Annotated in this window: 14 protein-coding genes; 4 read left to right on the top strand and 10 right to left on the bottom strand. The window is 70.7% G+C overall.

The genetic code is table 11. From position 1 onward, the window contains the following. The first annotated feature begins 17 nt into the window (after positions 1–17). Entirely contained in the window at positions 18–449 is a 432-nt protein-coding gene (locus ACIO9J_RS35655) for a molybdopterin-dependent oxidoreductase (RefSeq protein ID WP_402008689.1), read from the top strand. 182 nt (positions 450–631) lie between these two features. Next, complete coding sequence (locus tag ACIO9J_RS35650; RefSeq protein WP_402008687.1) at positions 632–1,768, top strand: FAD-dependent oxidoreductase; 1,137 nt, start codon at positions 632–634, stop codon at positions 1,766–1,768. A 16-nt stretch (positions 1,769–1,784) separates the two neighbouring features. Here the strand turns inward: ACIO9J_RS35650 and ACIO9J_RS35645 are convergent, their stop codons facing one another. Next, entirely contained in the window at positions 1,785–3,356 is a 1,572-nt protein-coding gene (locus tag ACIO9J_RS35645; RefSeq protein WP_402008685.1) for an MFS transporter, read from the bottom strand. A 38-nt stretch (positions 3,357–3,394) separates the two neighbouring features. Here ACIO9J_RS35645 and ACIO9J_RS35640 point away from each other — a divergent pair, with 38 nt between their 5' ends. Beyond that, entirely contained in the window at positions 3,395–4,000 is a 606-nt protein-coding gene (locus ACIO9J_RS35640) for a CGNR zinc finger domain-containing protein (protein WP_402008683.1), read from the top strand. Between the two features lie 29 nt (positions 4,001–4,029). Here the strand turns inward: ACIO9J_RS35640 and ACIO9J_RS35635 are convergent, their stop codons facing one another. Further along, a complete protein-coding gene (locus ACIO9J_RS35635; protein WP_402008681.1) occupies positions 4,030–4,863 on the bottom strand; it encodes a helix-turn-helix transcriptional regulator in 834 nt (277 codons plus the stop codon). Between the two features lie 159 nt (positions 4,864–5,022). Between ACIO9J_RS35635 and ACIO9J_RS35630 the strand changes: the two genes are divergently transcribed. After that, entirely contained in the window at positions 5,023–6,090 is a 1,068-nt protein-coding gene (locus tag ACIO9J_RS35630) for an aldo/keto reductase (RefSeq protein ID WP_402008679.1), read from the top strand. Positions 6,091–6,140: 50 nt separating this feature from the next. On the opposite strand, the gene ACIO9J_RS35625 is transcribed toward ACIO9J_RS35630, so the two are convergent. From ACIO9J_RS35625 to ACIO9J_RS35590, 8 genes are all read right to left on the bottom strand, one after another. Continuing rightward, positions 6,141–6,452, bottom strand: coding sequence for an SCO5918 family protein (locus ACIO9J_RS35625; protein ID WP_402008677.1), 312 nt, complete (start codon positions 6,450–6,452; stop codon positions 6,141–6,143). A 54-nt stretch (positions 6,453–6,506) separates the two neighbouring features. Continuing rightward, positions 6,507–6,911, bottom strand: coding sequence for a CBS domain-containing protein (locus tag ACIO9J_RS35620; protein ID WP_402008675.1), 405 nt, complete (start codon positions 6,909–6,911; stop codon positions 6,507–6,509). 46 nt (positions 6,912–6,957) lie between these two features. Continuing rightward, the gene (locus ACIO9J_RS35615) at positions 6,958–8,481 is read right to left on the bottom strand and encodes a DEAD/DEAH box helicase (protein WP_402008673.1); all 1,524 of its coding nucleotides are present in this window, start codon (positions 8,479–8,481) and stop codon (positions 6,958–6,960) included. Between the two features lie 245 nt (positions 8,482–8,726). After that, the gene (locus ACIO9J_RS35610) at positions 8,727–8,930 is read right to left on the bottom strand and encodes a cold-shock protein (RefSeq protein WP_402008671.1); all 204 of its coding nucleotides are present in this window, start codon (positions 8,928–8,930) and stop codon (positions 8,727–8,729) included. 369 nt (positions 8,931–9,299) lie between these two features. After that, positions 9,300–9,635: a MerR family transcriptional regulator gene (locus ACIO9J_RS35605; protein ID WP_402008669.1), complete on the bottom strand. Its 336-nt coding sequence runs from the start codon at positions 9,633–9,635 to the stop codon at positions 9,300–9,302. 679 nt (positions 9,636–10,314) lie between these two features. Further along, entirely contained in the window at positions 10,315–11,688 is a 1,374-nt protein-coding gene (locus ACIO9J_RS35600; RefSeq protein WP_402008667.1) for a class I SAM-dependent RNA methyltransferase, read from the bottom strand. Positions 11,689–11,791: 103 nt separating this feature from the next. Next, a complete protein-coding gene (locus ACIO9J_RS35595) occupies positions 11,792–13,846 on the bottom strand; it encodes an APC family permease (RefSeq protein WP_402008665.1) in 2,055 nt (684 codons plus the stop codon). Positions 13,847–13,907: 61 nt separating this feature from the next. Continuing rightward, positions 13,908–16,208 carry an MMPL family transporter gene (locus ACIO9J_RS35590; RefSeq protein ID WP_402008663.1) on the bottom strand — a complete coding sequence of 767 codons (2,301 nt, stop codon included), beginning with the start codon at positions 16,206–16,208 and terminating at the stop codon, positions 13,908–13,910. Positions 16,209–16,221 lie beyond the last annotated feature (13 nt).

Raw genomic sequence — 16,221 nt, 5'->3', positions numbered from 1 at the left:
GGGAACGGGTGGGGGACATGAACGAACTCGTGGTGGTGGGCGCGGTCGCCCGGCCGTTCCCGCTCAGCGTCGCCGATCTGCGCAAGCGCTGGCCGGCCCGGCGGGCCGACGTGACGTTCCACTGCGCCACCAGCGGCCCCCGGCACCACCTGTTCCAGGGCCCGCTGCTGCGCGACGTGATCCTCGCGGCGGGTCCGGGCTTCCACCCCGCCCGACGCAAGGACCGCTCCCGCTTCCTCCTGGAGATCACCGGCGAGGACGGCCACACCACGGTGCTGTCCTGGGCCGAGATAGACGAGGACTTCGGCAACGCTCCCGTACTCCTCGCCACGGAACTGGACGGCGCCGAACTGGACGACCTGGGCAGCCAGTTGGTGGTGCCGACCGATCACTGCGGGGCGCGTTACATCAGTGGGATCACGCGGATTCATCTGGGGGCGGCGGGGTGAGGGGGCGGGCGGGGCCGGGGCGCGGGCGACTAGTGGCGTGCCGGCGCTGACGGTGGCCTGTCGGCGTGGACGGTGGCCTGTCGGTGGGCTGTAGGTGGCCTGTCGGCGCGGGCTGACAGCTTTCAAGGACAGCGCGGGGCCGGAACTCACCGCCCCCCCGTACCCCTTGAGGAGCTACCACGATGAACAGCCCCGTCACGATCATCGGCGCCGGACTCGGCGGTCTGACGCTCGCCCGCGTCCTGCACGTCCACGGCATCGAGTCCACGGTCTACGAGGCCGAGTCGTCCCCGTCGGCACGCACGCAGGGCGGCCTGCTCGACATCCACGACTACAACGGTCAACTGGCCCTTCAGGCAGCGGACTTGATGGACGAGTTCCACGCCATAGTCCTGGAGGGCAAGCAGGCGCTGCGCGTCTTCGACCCGGACGGGACCCTCGTGCTCGACAAGCCCGACGACGGTACGGGCGGCCGTCCCGAGGCGCCGCGCGGCGATCTTCGGCAGATCCTGCTCGACTCGCTCCCGGAAGGCACGGTCCGCTGGGGCCACAAGGTCAGCGCCGCCCGCGCCCTCGGCGGCGGCCGCCACGAGGTGACGTTCGCCGACGGCGGGACCGTCACCACGGACCTGCTGGTCGGCGCGGACGGCGCCTGGTCCCGGGTCCGCCCGCTGCTCACCGATGCCGTGCCCGAGTACACCGGCAAGTCGGTCGTCGAGACGTACCTCTTCGAGGCCGACACCCGCCACCCGGCCACCTCCGCGGCGGTCGGCAGCGGATCGATGATCACGCCCTCGCCCGACAAGGAGATCTTCGCCCACCGGGAGAAGGGCGACACGCTGCACGCGTACGTCGGACTGCCGGTGGAGCAGGACTGGTTCGACGGCATCGACTTCACCGACACGGCGGCGTCCGCGGCACGGATCGCGGCCGAGTTCGACGGCTGGGCACCGGCGCTCACCGCGCTGATCAGCCACAGTGACACCGCACCGATCCTGCGCTCCCTGCACGCGCTGCCGACCGGCCTTCGCTGGGAGCGGATCCCCGGCGTCACCCTCCTCGGCGACGCCGCCCACCTCTCGGCCCCGAACGGCGAGGGCGCCAACCTCGCCATGCTCGACGGCGCCGAACTGGCCAAGGCCGTCGCGGCCCACCCGGACGACATCGAGACCGCCCTGGCGACGTACGAGCAGGCCATGTTCCCGCGCAGCGCCGAGGTCGTCACCTTCGAGGGCGCAGAGGCGCACGGGGACGCGTTCGACGACCCCATGGCGCAGCAGCTGACGGAGGCCTTCACCGCGCCGGACCGGACGCCCTGACCTGGGGCTCCCTGACCTAGGACTCCCTGACTCCGGACGCCGAGGAGGGCGACGAGGGGGACGCGGACGACAGGGGCCGCCCGACACTCGACCGAAGGCGAACGAAGCAGACAAGAAAACCCACCCCCGCCACACCCACCGCGAGCGCCAGCGCACCCGGCAGGGACCGGGCCGCCACCGGCCCCGCGACCGCCGCCCCCACGGCGAACCCGGTGACCTTCAGACTGGCACCGGTGGTGAAGATCTGCCCGCGCAGATGCTCCGGCGCCTCCCGGTGGCGGACGGCGAACAAGGCGGTGAGCTGTGGCCCTTCACCGACGCCGACGACGCAGGCGCCCACGAGGAGCACGCCGGGCTGCCCCCGGCACCCGACGAGGAGCAGGGCGAGACCGGCGCACTGGACGAGGGCACTGACCCGGACGACCGCGTCGGGGCCGACGGCACGCGGATAGCGGGCGAGCAAGGCGTTGGCCGCGAGAGCGGAGACGGCAGCGCAGGTCAGAAGCAACGCACCCCGCCCCGCCCCACCGAGCACCCGCTCCCCCAAGAGCGGCACGCAGGCCACGAGCAGCCCTTGGGCGACGCAGGCCAACACGGAGGTGAGGGTCGCCCTGGCCAGGGCGGGCCGCCCGACGATGACCCGCGCTCCGGCGGTCAGTTCGCTGATCAGCGAGAGGGGGTGGCCGTGTGTGCGGTGGGGGGCGCGGGGGTGGGGACGGGTGGGGAGGGGCCGGTCGGTGGGCGTCGGTGGTGCGGCGGGCACTGGCGACGCGGCGGGGCGCGGTGGAGTGGTGGGCTGCGGACGGTCCGCGGGCGCCGGGGACGGCACGGAGCCCGGTAACGCGGCAGGCAGCAGTGCAGTGGCGGAGCCCGACGACGCGGCGGGTGGCAGTGAAGTGACGCCCTGCGGAAGGGCGGTGGGCAACGGCGACGCCGCGGGCGCCGTCGTCGTGACGGGCCCCGGCGACACGACAGGCAGCGATGAAGTCACCGGTATCGGTGAAGTCGCGGGCGCCAGCCCCGCCACCGGCAGCAGCCACGCCACCGGCACCGCGAGGGCGATCAGTACCAGGGACACGACCACCGCGGCCGGCGCTCCCGCCACCTCCGCCACGACCCCCGCGAGCGCGGGCCCGGCAAGGCTGGCCACACCGAAGGTCATGGCGTCGAGCGCGTTGGCCCGGTCCAGTCCGCGACCATCGCGCGGAGCGACCACACGGGGCAGTTGGGCCGTCCACCCACCCGAAAGAGCGGGCCCCAACAACCCCGCCAGCACGGCGACCAGAAGGATGACACCGAACGGAAACCGCCCGAGCCCCAAGAGGATCACGCCGAGCCCCACGGCGTACAAGGCGAGCGCCACGGCCAGCAGCCGCCCCGGCCGCCCGGCCCGGTCGAGAAGCACCCCGAGCACGGGCCCGCCCACCGCGGCGGCGACCGTGACGCTCGCGAGCAGCGACGACGCGGAGGCGGCCGAGCCGGTGAGGGCGAACCCGGCCAGCATCAGCGCGGGCCCGGACATCTCGTCCCCGGAACGAGCGGCGACGGCCCCGGCGAGATAGCGGCGGATCGAGTAGCGCGTAGGCATCTACGGGACGTTACGCACGTAACTCAAAACCCCACAAGATGCGTTACATTCGCCCCGTGCCCTCCCACTCCGACACCCACGACTGGTCGACCCGGCACTCCGTGCTGACCATGGCCAGGCGCACCGCGGCCCTGATCAACGCCCTCACGGACGAAGGCTCCACCCCGTCCGACATCGCCGACGTCCTACGCGCCTACGGCGAGAGTGACCCCGTCGACCTCACGCCCGCCGACGTCACGTCGATGCGCACGGCCGCCACCCACGTACGCCAGGTCTTCACGGCACCGGACGCGGACGCCGCGGCAACGACGCTCAACGCCCTCCTCCGTGACCACACGGGCCCCCTCCGCCTCACCTCACACAACGGCACGGCCCCCTGGCACCCCCACCTGGACGCAACGGACGACGCCCCCTGGGCATCCTGGCTCCTCGCCTCGTCCTGCATGGCCCTGACGGTCCTCCTCTGGGACCACCAACGCCCACCCGGCCGCACCTGCGCGTCCCCCACCTGCCGAAACGTCTTCATCACCCAGGGCAGCGGCCAGGAACGCCGCTACTGCTCCCGCCGCTGCGCCACACGGGAGAGAGTGGCGGCGCATCGTCGAGGGCGGGCGGGCGGCGCGCCTCAGCGGGCGAGTGAGTGAGAAGTGCAGGGAGCCTTTGGAGACCCACCTCACCCCACCCCCAGCCGCCCCAACGCCCCCCGACTCTCCCCGTCCGCCGCGCGGAAGATCACCAACCGCTGGTCCGAGTCCTGAAGAGGCGCCAGCACCTCGAAATCCAGCGCGACCACACCCACCTCCGGATGCCGCATCTCCTTGCGCCCGCGGCCGTTGACCTTGACGTCGCGTTCGTTCCACAGGCGGGCGAACTCCGCGTCCCTCGCGGTGAATTCGGCGATCAGGTCGGTCAGCGCACGGTCCTCCGGATACGCGGCCCACGCGGCGCGCAGATGGGCCACTCCTTCTCGTACGACGCTTTCGCGGTCGAGGTAGACGTCGCGCATCTCCGGATGCAGCAGGCAGAGCCACATCGCGTTGCGCTTCGCGGGCGGCAGGGTGTCGAAGTCCAGGAGCAGCCTGGCCATTTCGGGGTTCCAGGTCAGGATGTCGTAGCGGTGGTTCAGGAGCATGGCCGGCAGCGGTGACAGGTCGGTGACGAGGCGGGCCAGCGACGGGGCCGGGGCGGTGGCGGGCTCGTCGGTGTGGCGGGGGCGCTGCCGGGTCAGGCCGAAGAGGTAGGCGCGCTCGTCCCCGTCCAGACGCAGCGCCCGCGACAACGCCTCCACCACGTCCACCGAGGGCCGCAGCCCGCGCCCCTGTTCCAGACGTACGACGTAGTCGATGCTGACCCCGGCCAGCTCGGCGACCTCCTCGCGGCGCAGCCCTGGCGTCCGCCGGGACCGGCGCCGCGAGGGCAGGTCGAAGTCGTCCGGGTCCAGGCGTTCGCGGCGGGTCCGCAGGAACGCCGCCAGCTCCTGAGTCGCGTCCACGGCATGAGTCGTCACACGCGCTCCAACGAGCAGGGTAGGACTCGCATTCCCAGGAAGTTCCTTCCCTTATCCCCGGCCCGCGACGGCCACAGTCTTGTTCTCGACAGCCACGACGTCCCCGGGAATCCCGGCGACGGAGAACAACGACGGGGAACAAGGCCAGGAGGCCACACCATGCCACTCACCCTCGACACCTACCGACTCCTCGGCCGGTCCGGACTGCGCGTCTCACCGCTCGCCCTCGGCGCGGCGACCTTCGGCACCGAATGGGGCTGGGGCGCCGAACAGGACGACGCACGCAAGCTGTTCGACGCCTACGTCGAGCGCGGCGGGAACTTCATCGACACCGCGAGCACCTACACCGAGGGCAGTTCCGAGCGCCTGCTCGGCGAATTCACCCGCGACAACCGCGACAGCCTGGTGCTCGCCACGAAGTTCTCGACGCTGCGCAGGCCCGGCGACCCCAACTCCGGCGGCAATCACCGCAAGACGCTCTTCGACTCGGTGGAGACCAGCCTGCGCCGGCTGAACACGGACTACATCGACCTGCTCTACCTGCACCTGTGGGACTTCACGACGCCGGTGGAGGAAATCCTGCGCGGCCTCGACGACCTGGTCCGCCAGGGCAAGGTCCTCTACGTGGCGATCTCCAACGCCCCCGCCTGGCAGATCTCCCGCATGCAGGCGATCGCCGACCTGCGCGGCTGGTCCCCTCTCATCGCGCTCCAGATCGAGTACAACCTGATCGAACGCACCGTTGAGAGCGACCTGATCCCGATGGCCCGCGAGATGGGCCTCGGCGTGATCCCGTGGTCACCGCTGGCAGGCGGCATCCTCTCGGGCAAGTACGACCGCACCGACCTGACCCCGTCCGACACCGCACCCGCCGACGGCACCCGCCGGGCCCTCACCCTGGCCGGCGGCGCACTCACCGAACACAACCTGAAGATCGTGGACGTGGTGAAGGACATCGCGACGGAACTGGGCCGCACCCCGGCGCAGATCGCCCTCGCCTGGACCCTTCAGAACCCGGCCGTGACGTCCCCGATCATCGGCGCCCGCACCCCGGAGCAGTTGGAGGACAACCTCGGCGCCCTGGACGTCGACTTCACCCCCGCCCAACTGACTCGCCTCGACGAGGCCAGCGCCTTCACCCCGGCCTTCCCCCACTCGGTCTACGCCCGCCCCACGACCCTCCCGATGACCCGCGGGGACATGAGGATCGAGGAGCGGCGGCGCTGAGTTGCCCGGCCCTGTTCCCGCCCGCGCTCGCGCTCTCGCTCTCGCGTCAGTCAGACCGTCGCCGGGGTACCGAGCATCGCGGAAGCCTGTTCGAGCGGGTCGGGAACGCGCGTGGGCGCTGCGGCCTGCGGAAGGTCGCGACAGGTGAAGCCGAGCTTGGTCAAGGCTCGGAGGACTTCGGCGGCGGTGAAGTCGCGGCGGTCCTGCCGTGTGATGACCTGCCCGACCTGTTTGACGGGGTAGGTGCGACGGCCGACGATCACGGACGCCCCGACGACTTCCTCAGGCTTGATGCCCCTCATCGATTCCACGACGCCGTTCTTGGTGAGGTCGAACGGGAACCGGGCAATGACACAGCGCATGATGCCTCACAGGGAGAAGAACGAAGGGGGATGGTCCTGCAACGGTGGGGCGGGTCAGCGGGCGAGGGCGAGGATGCCCAGGGCGCTGCCGTGTTCGTCGACCACCGGCAGGGCGTCGAGCCGGTGGCAGCGGATCGCGTCCTCGGCTTCGGCCAGGGGGGTCGCCTGGGAGGTGAAGGGCCCTCGATCGCCGAGTATGTCCCGCAACTGGACCCGGTCCGTGTACGCGGAGCTGTCGCGGACCGCCGCGAGCCGAGCCTGCGTGACCAGCCCGGTGCACAGGCCGTCGGCGTCACAGACCAGCAGGTGCCCGACCCGGGCGCCCGCCATGACGGACAGCGCGACCTCGATGGTCATGTCGTCACAGACCCGCGGTCCCGCGGTGTCCATGGCATCGGCCACCGTGCTGTGCACGGGGGCGGAATGCGCCGAGCGGGGATGCGTCTGGACCAGCGTCAAAAGGTGCCTCCTGAAGTGGTGGGTCAGCTTCCTGATCGCGAAGTCCCTAGGCCGCGGCGTCGACGGAGGAGTGCCGGCCGGTCGCCCGCCGGGCAGCCGAAGCGGCGCTGCGCCGCCCGCGTGAGGGCGAGCTGCGCTTGCGCCGCTCGGCCACCGGCGCGGTGATCGTCACGGGGATACCGGAGGGATCCTGGGCGCCGGTGATCCGGCTGAGTGCCTCTTCGCCCGAGCGGACCTGGGTGGTCTGGGGCACGATGCCCGCGTCGGCCATGAGGCGGGTCATGCCACGGCGCTGCTGGGGGGTGACCAGGGTGACGACGCTGCCCGACTCCCCGGCGCGTGCGGTACGGCCGCCACGGTGCAGGTAGTCCTTGTGGTCGGTCGGCGGGTCGACGTTCACGACGAGATCGAGGTTGTCCACGTGGATGCCGCGGGCGGCGACGTTCGTGGCCACGAGCACGGTGACGTGACCGGTCTTGAACTGGGCCAGGGTCCGGGTGCGCTGCGGCTGCGACTTGCCACCGTGCAGGGCGGCGGCCCGGACACCGCTGTTCAGCAGGTCCTGCGTCAGCCGGTCGACGGCGTGCTTGGTGTCCAGGAACATGATCACCCGGCCTTCGCGCGCCGCGATCTGCGTCGTCGTCCGGTGCTTGTCGGCGCCGTGGACGTGCAGCACGTGATGCTCCATCGTGGTGACCGCACCCGCGGACGGGTCCACGGAGTGGACGACAGGGTCGGTGAGGTAACCGCGGACCAGGCGGTCGACGTTGCGGTCGAGCGTGGCGGAGAACAACATCCGCTGGCCCTCGGGGCGAACCTGGTCCAGGAGCGCGGTGACCTGGGGCATGAAGCCCATGTCGGCCATCTGATCGGCCTCGTCCAGGACCGTGATCGCGACCTCGTTCAGCCGGCAGTCACCCCGGTCGATGAGGTCCTTGAGCCGGCCCGGCGTGGCGATGACGACCTCGGCGCCACCGCGCAGCGCATTCGCCTGCCTGCCGATCGACATCCCGCCGACGACGGTGGCCAGGCGCAGCTTCACCGCGCGGGCGTAGGGGGCGAGTGCGTCGGTCACCTGCTGGGCCAGCTCGCGCGTCGGCACGAGGACCAGGGCCAGCGGCTGACGGGGCTCGGCGCGCCGTCCGGCGGTACGGGCCAGCAGGGCCAGGCCGAAGGCCAGGGTCTTGCCGGAGCCGGTGCGCCCGCGGCCCAGTACGTCGCGGCCCGCGAGCGTGTTGGGCAGGGTCGCGCCCTGGATCGGGAAGGGGACACTCACGCCTTGCGCGGACAGCGCCGCCAGCAGCTGCTCGGGCATGTCGAGGGCCGTGAACGTCTCGACCGCGGGCAGCGCGGGAGTGATCGTCTTCGGCAGGGCGAACTCGCCCTGGACCGCGGCGGGCCGCCGGCCGGGGCCACCCGAGCGGCGCGGCCCTCCGGAACGGCTCGGGGCGGAGGCGGACGAGCCGGAGCGGGCACCTCGCCGCGAACCGGCACCGGCACCGGAGCCGAATTCCGTGCCGCCGGTCCGGCGGGAGTAGGAGGAACGGCCGTTCGTACGTGCGGGGTTCATTGAAACCCTTCCTTGATACGGCACGCATCAAGGAATTCCCGCAGCGGAAGAGCAGCGCGGGGAATCGCGAGAACGAGCCGGAATGGAACGCGAAAAAGAATCTGTATTGCAGCGAATTCAGCGCGGGCGCAGGAATGAATCAGTAACGCCATGTGGACGTGAAATCCTGGATGCCGGCCGGCAGTCCCGAAGAGTGCGCATTCGGGGAAGGGATGCGGGCCCCAGCTGCGAAGTACGCGTCGACGTCAGGCAAGAACGATGTTCTCGGCCGTCGGGCCCTTCTGGGTCGGCGCGATGTCGAAGGTGACCTTCTGACCCTCGGTCAACTCGCTGAGGCCCTGGGCGGCGATGTTCGAGAAGTGGGCGAAGACGTCATCGCCCCCGCCGTCCTGCTCGATGAAACCGAAACCTCTGGCTGCGTTGAACCACTTCACAGTGCCTGATGCCACGTAACATCTCCTTAGGGCAGCACGCCGGGACCCGCAATGTGCGGATATAGGGTCGCCGCGATGATGTCCCGTCCGGAAAGTGACCGGCGATACGAAAAACGCGAAGGCGCTTGCAGTTCCAGGAACCACGACTGCAACTGGGATCGACAGTAGCACGAGGTAACGGACCACTGACGGCAAATAATTCCGCGCTGCCAGTTGCGGTAAAAACACTTCTTGCGTGGCGCGTTAAACTCTCACCGCGCGGTCATAGATATTGCCCCGCTCGGGGCGCAGCGTTTCCGCGAGAGCGGTCGGCGGCACAGCAGTTTGCCCACGTCCAGGACGTGGGCAAAAAGGGGCTTCGAAGGTGCCGGGCGGGCCACTGCCTCAGGCGACGGGCGGTCCCGCCGATTCGGCGGCGCGGCGGTATTCCTCGTTGATGCGCCGGGCTTCTTCGAGCTGGTCTTCGAGGATGACGATCCGGCAGGCCGCCTCGATGGGGGTGCCCTGGTCGACGAGCTCGCGGGCGCGGGCGGCGATGCGCAGTTGGTAGCGGGAGTAGCGGCGGTGGCCACCCTCGGAGCGCAGCGGGGTGATGAGGCGGGCCTCGCCGATGGCGCGGAGGAAGCCCTGGGTGGTGTTGAGCATCGCGGCGGCCCGGCCCATGGTGTAGGCGGGGTAGTCGTCGTCATCGAGACGTCCGAACGAGTCGTCTGCTGTCATTGCACCTCTCTGTGGAACGCGTGGAGGGGCCCGAGCGCCATGTGGCACCCGGGCCCCGAAGGAACTACTACACCATCTGCCGACCTTGATAACGCGTCGGCCTTCTGTTTCCGCCGACCCGGCCGAGAAGCTGCCGGGGATACGGGGATCGCGGTTGCTTGACCGGAGACCACCTCACTATCGATGTCCTGCGGTACCCGGGTTCAAGACGTCCGCCCGGGCGATCCTGATGGCGCCTGCTCCTCCGTTCTTTCCCTCTGATCTTGCTGAGCCGGCACTACGTACTGCTGGTACTGCGTACTGCTGGTCCTGCTCGCGGCGGCCCCTGATCACTGCGGGCCACCCGGTCCGGTCGCCAGCCCCGTCGCCGTCCTGCAACCGCTCTGGCTTCGAGACTCCACCACCGTACCGACGTACGAACTGCTCTTACTTCCTGTACCGCTGCCCGGCAGTCGTGTCTGCCGGGCCCTGCTCGATCTCGGCTACAAGAGAAACCATAGCCACGCCACCCACCAATGTCTACCTCAGCCACCATAGATTTTCCTACGCCAGGGAGAGGGATGGTCGCCCACGCCTGTCGCGTCGAACGCCTCGGAAAACAGAAAGGCGCTTGGCACGAGGCCAAGCGCCTGACCGAGTAGGTCGCGGCAGTACGCGACCCTGTCAACGGACCAGCAGGTCAGCGACCCTTCTCAGCGGGCTCGAGGATCGCCACGCACTCCACATGATGCGTCATCGGGAAAAGATCGAACGCCCGCAACGTCCGCACCTTGTACCCACCCTCCCTGAAGTACCCGATGTCCCGAGCCAACGCCGCCGGATCGCAGGCCACGTAGGCGATCCGCCGTGCGCCCAGGCCCACCAGGTGCTTCACCGTCGCCTTGCCCGCCCCCGCGCGCGGCGGGTCCAGGACGATTAGGTCCGCTTCCGTGATGCCCGTGCGCGGGAGGATCGATTCGACCTTGCCCTGTTCGATGCGGACGCGGTCGAAGGCGGCGAGGTTGTGGCGGGCGTCCTCCACCGCGCGCTTGCCGGATTCGATGCCGAGGACCGCGCCCTTGTCGCCGACGCGGTCGGCGAGGGCGCCGGCGAAGAGGCCGACGCCGCAGTAGAGGTCGAGGGCCGTGTCGCCCTTGCGCGGGGTGAGGCCCTGCATGACGGCGAGCATCAGCGTCTCGGCCGCCTTCGGGTGGACCTGCCAGAAGCCGCCGCTGCCGACGCGGTAGGTGCGGCCGTCGGCGCGCTCGCGGACGAAGGGGCGGCCGTGGACGCGGTGGATCCCGCCGTCCTTCTCGCCGACGCGCATGACCGAGACCGGCTTGTCCAGCTCGACGATGGGCAGGCGGGCGCCGGGACGGGGGGCCAGGATCACCTGGCGGTCCTGGGAGCCGCTCGCCGCGATCGCGTCGACGGAGGCCATCCCCGACCAGTCGCGCTCCTCGATGCCGAGCTCGGAGATGCCGGGCGCGGCGATCATGCAGTGCTCGATCGGCTCGATCTCGTGCGAGCGGTGGCGGCGCAGGCCCGCGTTGCCGTCGGCGTCCACCGCGTACTGGACGCGGGTGCGCCAGGCCGGGACCTCGCCGGAGGGGAGCTTGTCGCCCTCGGCGGGCATGACCGTGCCGTCCCAGCCCGCTTCCTCGGGGGTGAGCCCGGCGAGGCGCTGGAGCTGCTCGGCGATGACCTCGCCCTTGAGGCGGCGCTGCGCGCCCGGCTTGGCGTGCTGCCAGTCGCAGCCGCCGCAGCGGCCGGGGCCTGCGTAGGGGCAGGGGGCCTCGACGCGGTCCTTGGACGCCTCCAGCACCTTCACCGCGTCGGCCCGGAGGAAGCGTGCGCCCTCCTCGCCGTCGGTCACGCGGGCGACGACCTTCTCGCCGGGCAGCGCGTGCCGTACGAAGAGGACCTGGCCCTCGGCCGTACGCGCGATGCAGTGGCCGCCGTGGGCGACGGGGCCGACCTCGACCTCGTACTCCTCGCCGACCAGCGAGACGCTCTCCTCGGCGGCGGTCGACCCTGCGTTCCCCGCCTGCGTTTTCTTCGGTTCTGCCTGCATGGCGGGGTGACTCCACAACGTAAAAGGGGAACGGCCGGACAACAGCCCACCAGTCTACGTGGGTGTCGTCCGGCCGCCAGCCACCTGCCGTCGGGCCGAAGGGTCAGCCCTTCTTGCTCGGCTCCTTGGCGCGCCTGGGCTTCTCCACCGGTCCCCGCCGCACCGAGCCCGGCGCGTTCCACTCGGAGCGCCTGCGGGCCCGCTTCTTGGCGGCCTCGGAGGAGTCCAGCTGGTAGGGGACGGAGGTGACCATCACGCCGGGCGTGAAGAGCAGGCGGCCCTTGAGGCGCAGCGCGCTCTGGTTGTGCAGCAGGTGCTCGTACCAGTGGCCCACCACGTACTCGGGGATGATCACGCTGACCACGTCGCGCGGGCTCTCGCGGCGCAGGTTCTTCACGTACTCGATGATCGGGCGCGTGATCTCGCGGTAGGGCGAATCGAGGACCTTGAGCGGGACCGTGATGCCGCGGCGCTCCCACTCCTCCTTGAGTGCCTTGGTCTCCGCCGGGTCGACGTTGATGCTGAGGGCTTCCAGCGTGTGGGAGCGCATCAGCTTGGCGTAGGCCAGGGCGCGCAGCGTGGGGCGGTGGATCTTGGAGACCAGGACGATGGAGTGGACCCGGGAGGGGCGCACGGTGTCGTCGTTCGGGGTCTCCGGGGCGGCGATCTCCTCGGCCACGCGGTCGTAGTGGCGGCGGATGGCCGTCATCGTCGCGTAGAAGATGCACATGCCGAGCAGCGCGACCCAGGCACCATGGGTGAACTTGGTGACCAGGACGACGACCAGGACGAGGCCGGTGAAGAAGGCGCCGAAGGTGTTGATCGCGCGGGAGCGGACCATGTGGCGGCGCTTGTCCGGGTCCTTCTCCTTGGCCAGGTGGCGGTTCCAGTGCCGGACCATGCCGATCTGGCTGAGCGTGAAGGAGACGAAGACGCCGACGATGTAGAGCTGGATCAGGCGGGTGGAGTCCGCGCCGTAGATGACGACGAGGAGCGCGGCCGCGCCCGCGAGCAGCACGATGCCGTTGGAGAACGCCAGGCGGTCGCCGCGGGTGTGCAGCTGGCGCGGCAGGTAGCGGTCCTGGGCGAGGATCGAGCCGAGCAGCGGGAAGCCGTTGTACGCCGTGTTGGCCGCGAGGAAGAGGACCAGCGCGGTGGCGGCGGCGAGGATCATGAAGAGGAAGCTGCCGTGGCCGAAGACCGCCTCGGCGACCTGGGAGATCACCGGGTTCTGGACGTAGTCCGAGCCGACCGGGACGCCGTTGTGGAACAGGTCCTTGCCCGGCGCCTCCGCCATCCGCACCTTGGTCACCATGGCGAGCGCGATGATGCCGCAGAACATCGTGACGGCGAGGCCGCCCATGAGCGCCAGCGTCGTCGCGGCGTTCTTGGACTTGGGCTTGCGGAAGGCGGGCACGCCGTTGCTGATCGCCTCGACGCCGGTGAGTGCGGCACAGCCGGAGGAGAAGGCGCGCAGCAGCAGGAAGACGAGGGCGAAGCCCGCGAGGCCCTGGTGCTCGGGCTTGATCTCGTAGTCGGCGGTCGGGGCCCGCATGGTGTCGTCGAGGACCAGGCCCCGGAAGGCGCCCCACGCGATCATGATGAAGACGCCGGCCACGAAGACGTACGTCGGGATGGCGAAGAGCTTGCCCGACTCCTTCACGCCGCGCAGGTTCATCACGGTGAGCAGGATGATGACGGCCACCGCGCAGAGCACCTTGTGCTCGACCACGAAGGGGACCGCGGAGCCGAGGTTCTCGATGCCCGAGGAGATCGACACGGCCACGGTCAGGACGTAGTCGACCAGCAGGGCGCTGGCGACGGTGAGTCCGGCCTTGGGGCCGAGGTTGGTGGTGGCGACCTCGTAGTCGCCACCACCGCTCGGATACGCGTGCACGTTCTGTCGGTACGACGCCACGACCGTGAACATCAGCACGACGACCGCGACGGCGATCCAGGGGCTGAAGTGGTAGGCCGACACACCCGCGATGGAGAGGACGAGAAGGACCTCTCCTGGCGCGTACGCCACAGAGGAGAGCGGGTCGGACGCGAAGACGGGGAGTGCGATGCGCTTCGGCAGGAGCGTTTCTCCGAGCCGGTCACTGCGCAGTGCGCGCCCGATGAGGATCCGTTTGGGCACGTCGGTCAGTTTGGACACGCAGAGGATCGTAAGCGTTCGAATGGGTGCCCGCCCACCCACCACCCCCCAACTGCTCCGGTTATCCGTTCCGTGCGGCCCCGCGCGCCGCCGGGTGACCGGAAAACGGACGCTCCGCGGGCGGCGGCGGGGCCGTGTGCCCTGCGGCGGCACGGGCCTCCGCGCGGCGGATCGCGCCGGACGGCCACCAGGTGGCGCGGCCGAGCAGCAGCAGCGCGGCGGGCAGGATCATGACGCGGATCACGAACGCGTCGAGCAGGACGGCCGCCGCGAGGACGAAGCCCATCTGCTTCATCTCCAGGATGTGCAGCATCACGAAGCTGGCGAAGACGGTGACCATCACGACCGCCGCGCTGGTGACGACCTTGGCGGAGGACGCGATGCCGTCGAGCACCGCCTGCCGCGTGGGCACACCGTTCAGGGCCGCCTCGCGGATCCGGCTGACCACGAAGACCTGGTAGTCCATCGAGAGCCCGAAGAGGATCACGAAGAGGAAGAGCGGGACGCGCGAGGAGATGCCGTCGAGCGAGACGAAGGAGAGCATGCCCTCGGCCCAGTCGCCCTGGAAGACGAGCACGAGCAGTCCGAGCGCGGAGGCGGCGGACAGCAGGTTGAGCAGGGCGCTGAGCACGCCGAGTACGACGGAGCGGAAGGCGTAGACCGTCATGGCGAAGGTCATCAGGAGCAGGAAGCCGAGGACGAGCGGCAGCTTCTGGTTCTGGTGCTCCACGTAGTCCATGCCGCGCGGCACCTCGCCGGTGACGGCCGTCTCGACGCCGGGCAGCTTGCCGACGGTGGCGGGGAGGTAGTCGTCGCGCAGGTGGGCGAGCGAGTCCTCGGCGCGCTGCGAGTACGTCGGGTCCGGCGTGTTCAGCTCCAGGACGGTGGTCCTGCGGTCCTTCGAGGAGCGCAGGAGCGGACCACCTGACGTGTCGGAGGTGGCTGAAGTGCCGCCCCGCGCCCCCTCGGAGCGGTGCGCGAAGAGCGGGTCGGCCTGCGCCGCGCGGTCCAGTGCCGTGAGCGCCTCGCGCACGTCGCCGGCCTGCGCGGCCTCGGCGCGCACCACGACCAGGTGCCGCACGCGCAGCTCCGGGAAGGCCGCCAGCAGCCTGTCGTACCCCTTCATCGCGTCGATCTCGCGCGAGAAGCTGTCCCGCGCCGGGTTCTTGAGGTGCATGTCCAGCGCGGGCAGCGCGAGCCCCAGCATGGCGGCGACCGCGAGGCACAGGGTGAGCGCGGGCCGCTTGCGGGCGGGCGCGAGCAGCACGTTCCAGGCGCGTCCCGGCTTCTTCTCGGCGTACGGCCGCACGGGCCTGCCCTTGGCGACGCGCCTGGCCGCCCGGCGTTCGGCCCGGTGGCCGAGCTTGACCAGGAGCGCGGGCAGCACCGTCACGGAGCTGACCACGGCCACCGCGACGACCAGGATGGTGCCGGAGGCGAGCGAGTCGAAGATGACGTCACGGGCCAGGAAGAGCGCGGTGGTGGAGACGATCACGGCGAGCCCGGAGACCACGATCGCGCGGCCCGCCGTCGCGGCGGCGGCCTCGACGAGCGCCTCCGAGGTGAGGCGGCCGCCCGCGCGGGCCCGCTCCTCGCGTTCGCGCTTGAGGTAGAAGAGCGTGTAGTCGACGCCGACGGCCATGCCGATCAGCAGGATCATGCTCATCCCGACGCCGGTGTCGGGCAGCAGGTGCGAGGCCAGCATCGCCAGGCCCATGGTCGCCATGATCGAGGTGACGGCGAGCAGCAGCGGTACGCCGACCATGATCACGGAGCCGAAGACCACGGCGAGCGTGATCAGCGTGACGGGCAGCGTGATCGCCTCGGAGAACTTCAGGTCCTCGTTGCGCTGGTCGTCGACGCCCTTGCTCACGGAGGCGTCGCCGGTCTCCTCGACGACCAGGTCCGGGTGGGCCTTCGCGACCTGCTCGGTCTGGGCCTGGAGCGCGGGGACCTTCTTCTGGTCGTCCTGCTCGGAGCCGTTCAGCTCCACCTGGACGCGCAGCACGCGGCCGTCGGCGGAGCGCACCGGGGGCGCGACCCCCGCGACCTCGGGCAGCGCCTTCATCCGGGCGGTGACGTCCTTGACGGCGGCGTCGGCCGCGGCTCTGTCCAGGGGGCCCGACTCCGCGCGGATCAGCACGTGTTCCGTGGAGCGCGGCGGGATGCCGCCCTCGGTGGCCAGGGCCTCCGCCCGGCCCGCCTCGCCGACCCGGAAGTCCTCCCCGGTGGCGCTGTTCATCCCGGCGGCGATGCCGCCGCCGAGGCAGAGCACCACGAAGACCAGCCAGCCGATGACCGCCCGCCACGGATGCAGCGCGCTCCAGCGGGCCACGCGCACCGTGACCGATCGCTTCCTCATGTCCGTCCCACCC

Origin of the sequence: Streptomyces sp. NPDC087300 (assembly GCF_044744425.1) — a bacterium.
Classification (GTDB): Bacteria; Actinomycetota; Actinomycetes; order Streptomycetales; family Streptomycetaceae; genus Streptomyces.
The sequence above is the reverse complement of the archived record's forward strand: the minus strand, read 5'-3'. Positions and strand labels throughout refer to the sequence as shown.

Bases quoted from the DNA above. Each gene is read 5' to 3' on its own strand.
- ACIO9J_RS35655 (WP_402008689.1), top strand. From the start codon at position 18: ATGAACGAACTCGTGGTGGTGGGCGCGGTCGCCCGGCCGTTCCCGCTC.
- ACIO9J_RS35650 (WP_402008687.1), top strand. From the start codon at position 632: ATGAACAGCCCCGTCACGATCATCGGCGCCGGACTCGGCGGTCTGACG.
- ACIO9J_RS35645 (WP_402008685.1), bottom strand. From the start codon at position 3,356: ATGCCTACGCGCTACTCGATCCGCCGCTATCTCGCCGGGGCCGTCGCC.
- ACIO9J_RS35640 (WP_402008683.1), top strand. From the start codon at position 3,395: ATGCGTTACATTCGCCCCGTGCCCTCCCACTCCGACACCCACGACTGG.
- ACIO9J_RS35630 (WP_402008679.1), top strand. From the start codon at position 5,023: ATGCCACTCACCCTCGACACCTACCGACTCCTCGGCCGGTCCGGACTG.
- ACIO9J_RS35625 (WP_402008677.1), bottom strand. From the start codon at position 6,452: ATGCGCTGTGTCATTGCCCGGTTCCCGTTCGACCTCACCAAGAACGGC.
- ACIO9J_RS35615 (WP_402008673.1), bottom strand. From the start codon at position 8,481: ATGAACCCCGCACGTACGAACGGCCGTTCCTCCTACTCCCGCCGGACC.
- ACIO9J_RS35605 (WP_402008669.1), bottom strand. From the start codon at position 9,635: ATGACAGCAGACGACTCGTTCGGACGTCTCGATGACGACGACTACCCC.
- ACIO9J_RS35600 (WP_402008667.1), bottom strand. From the start codon at position 11,688: ATGCAGGCAGAACCGAAGAAAACGCAGGCGGGGAACGCAGGGTCGACC.
- ACIO9J_RS35590 (WP_402008663.1), bottom strand. From the start codon at position 16,208: ATGAGGAAGCGATCGGTCACGGTGCGCGTGGCCCGCTGGAGCGCGCTG.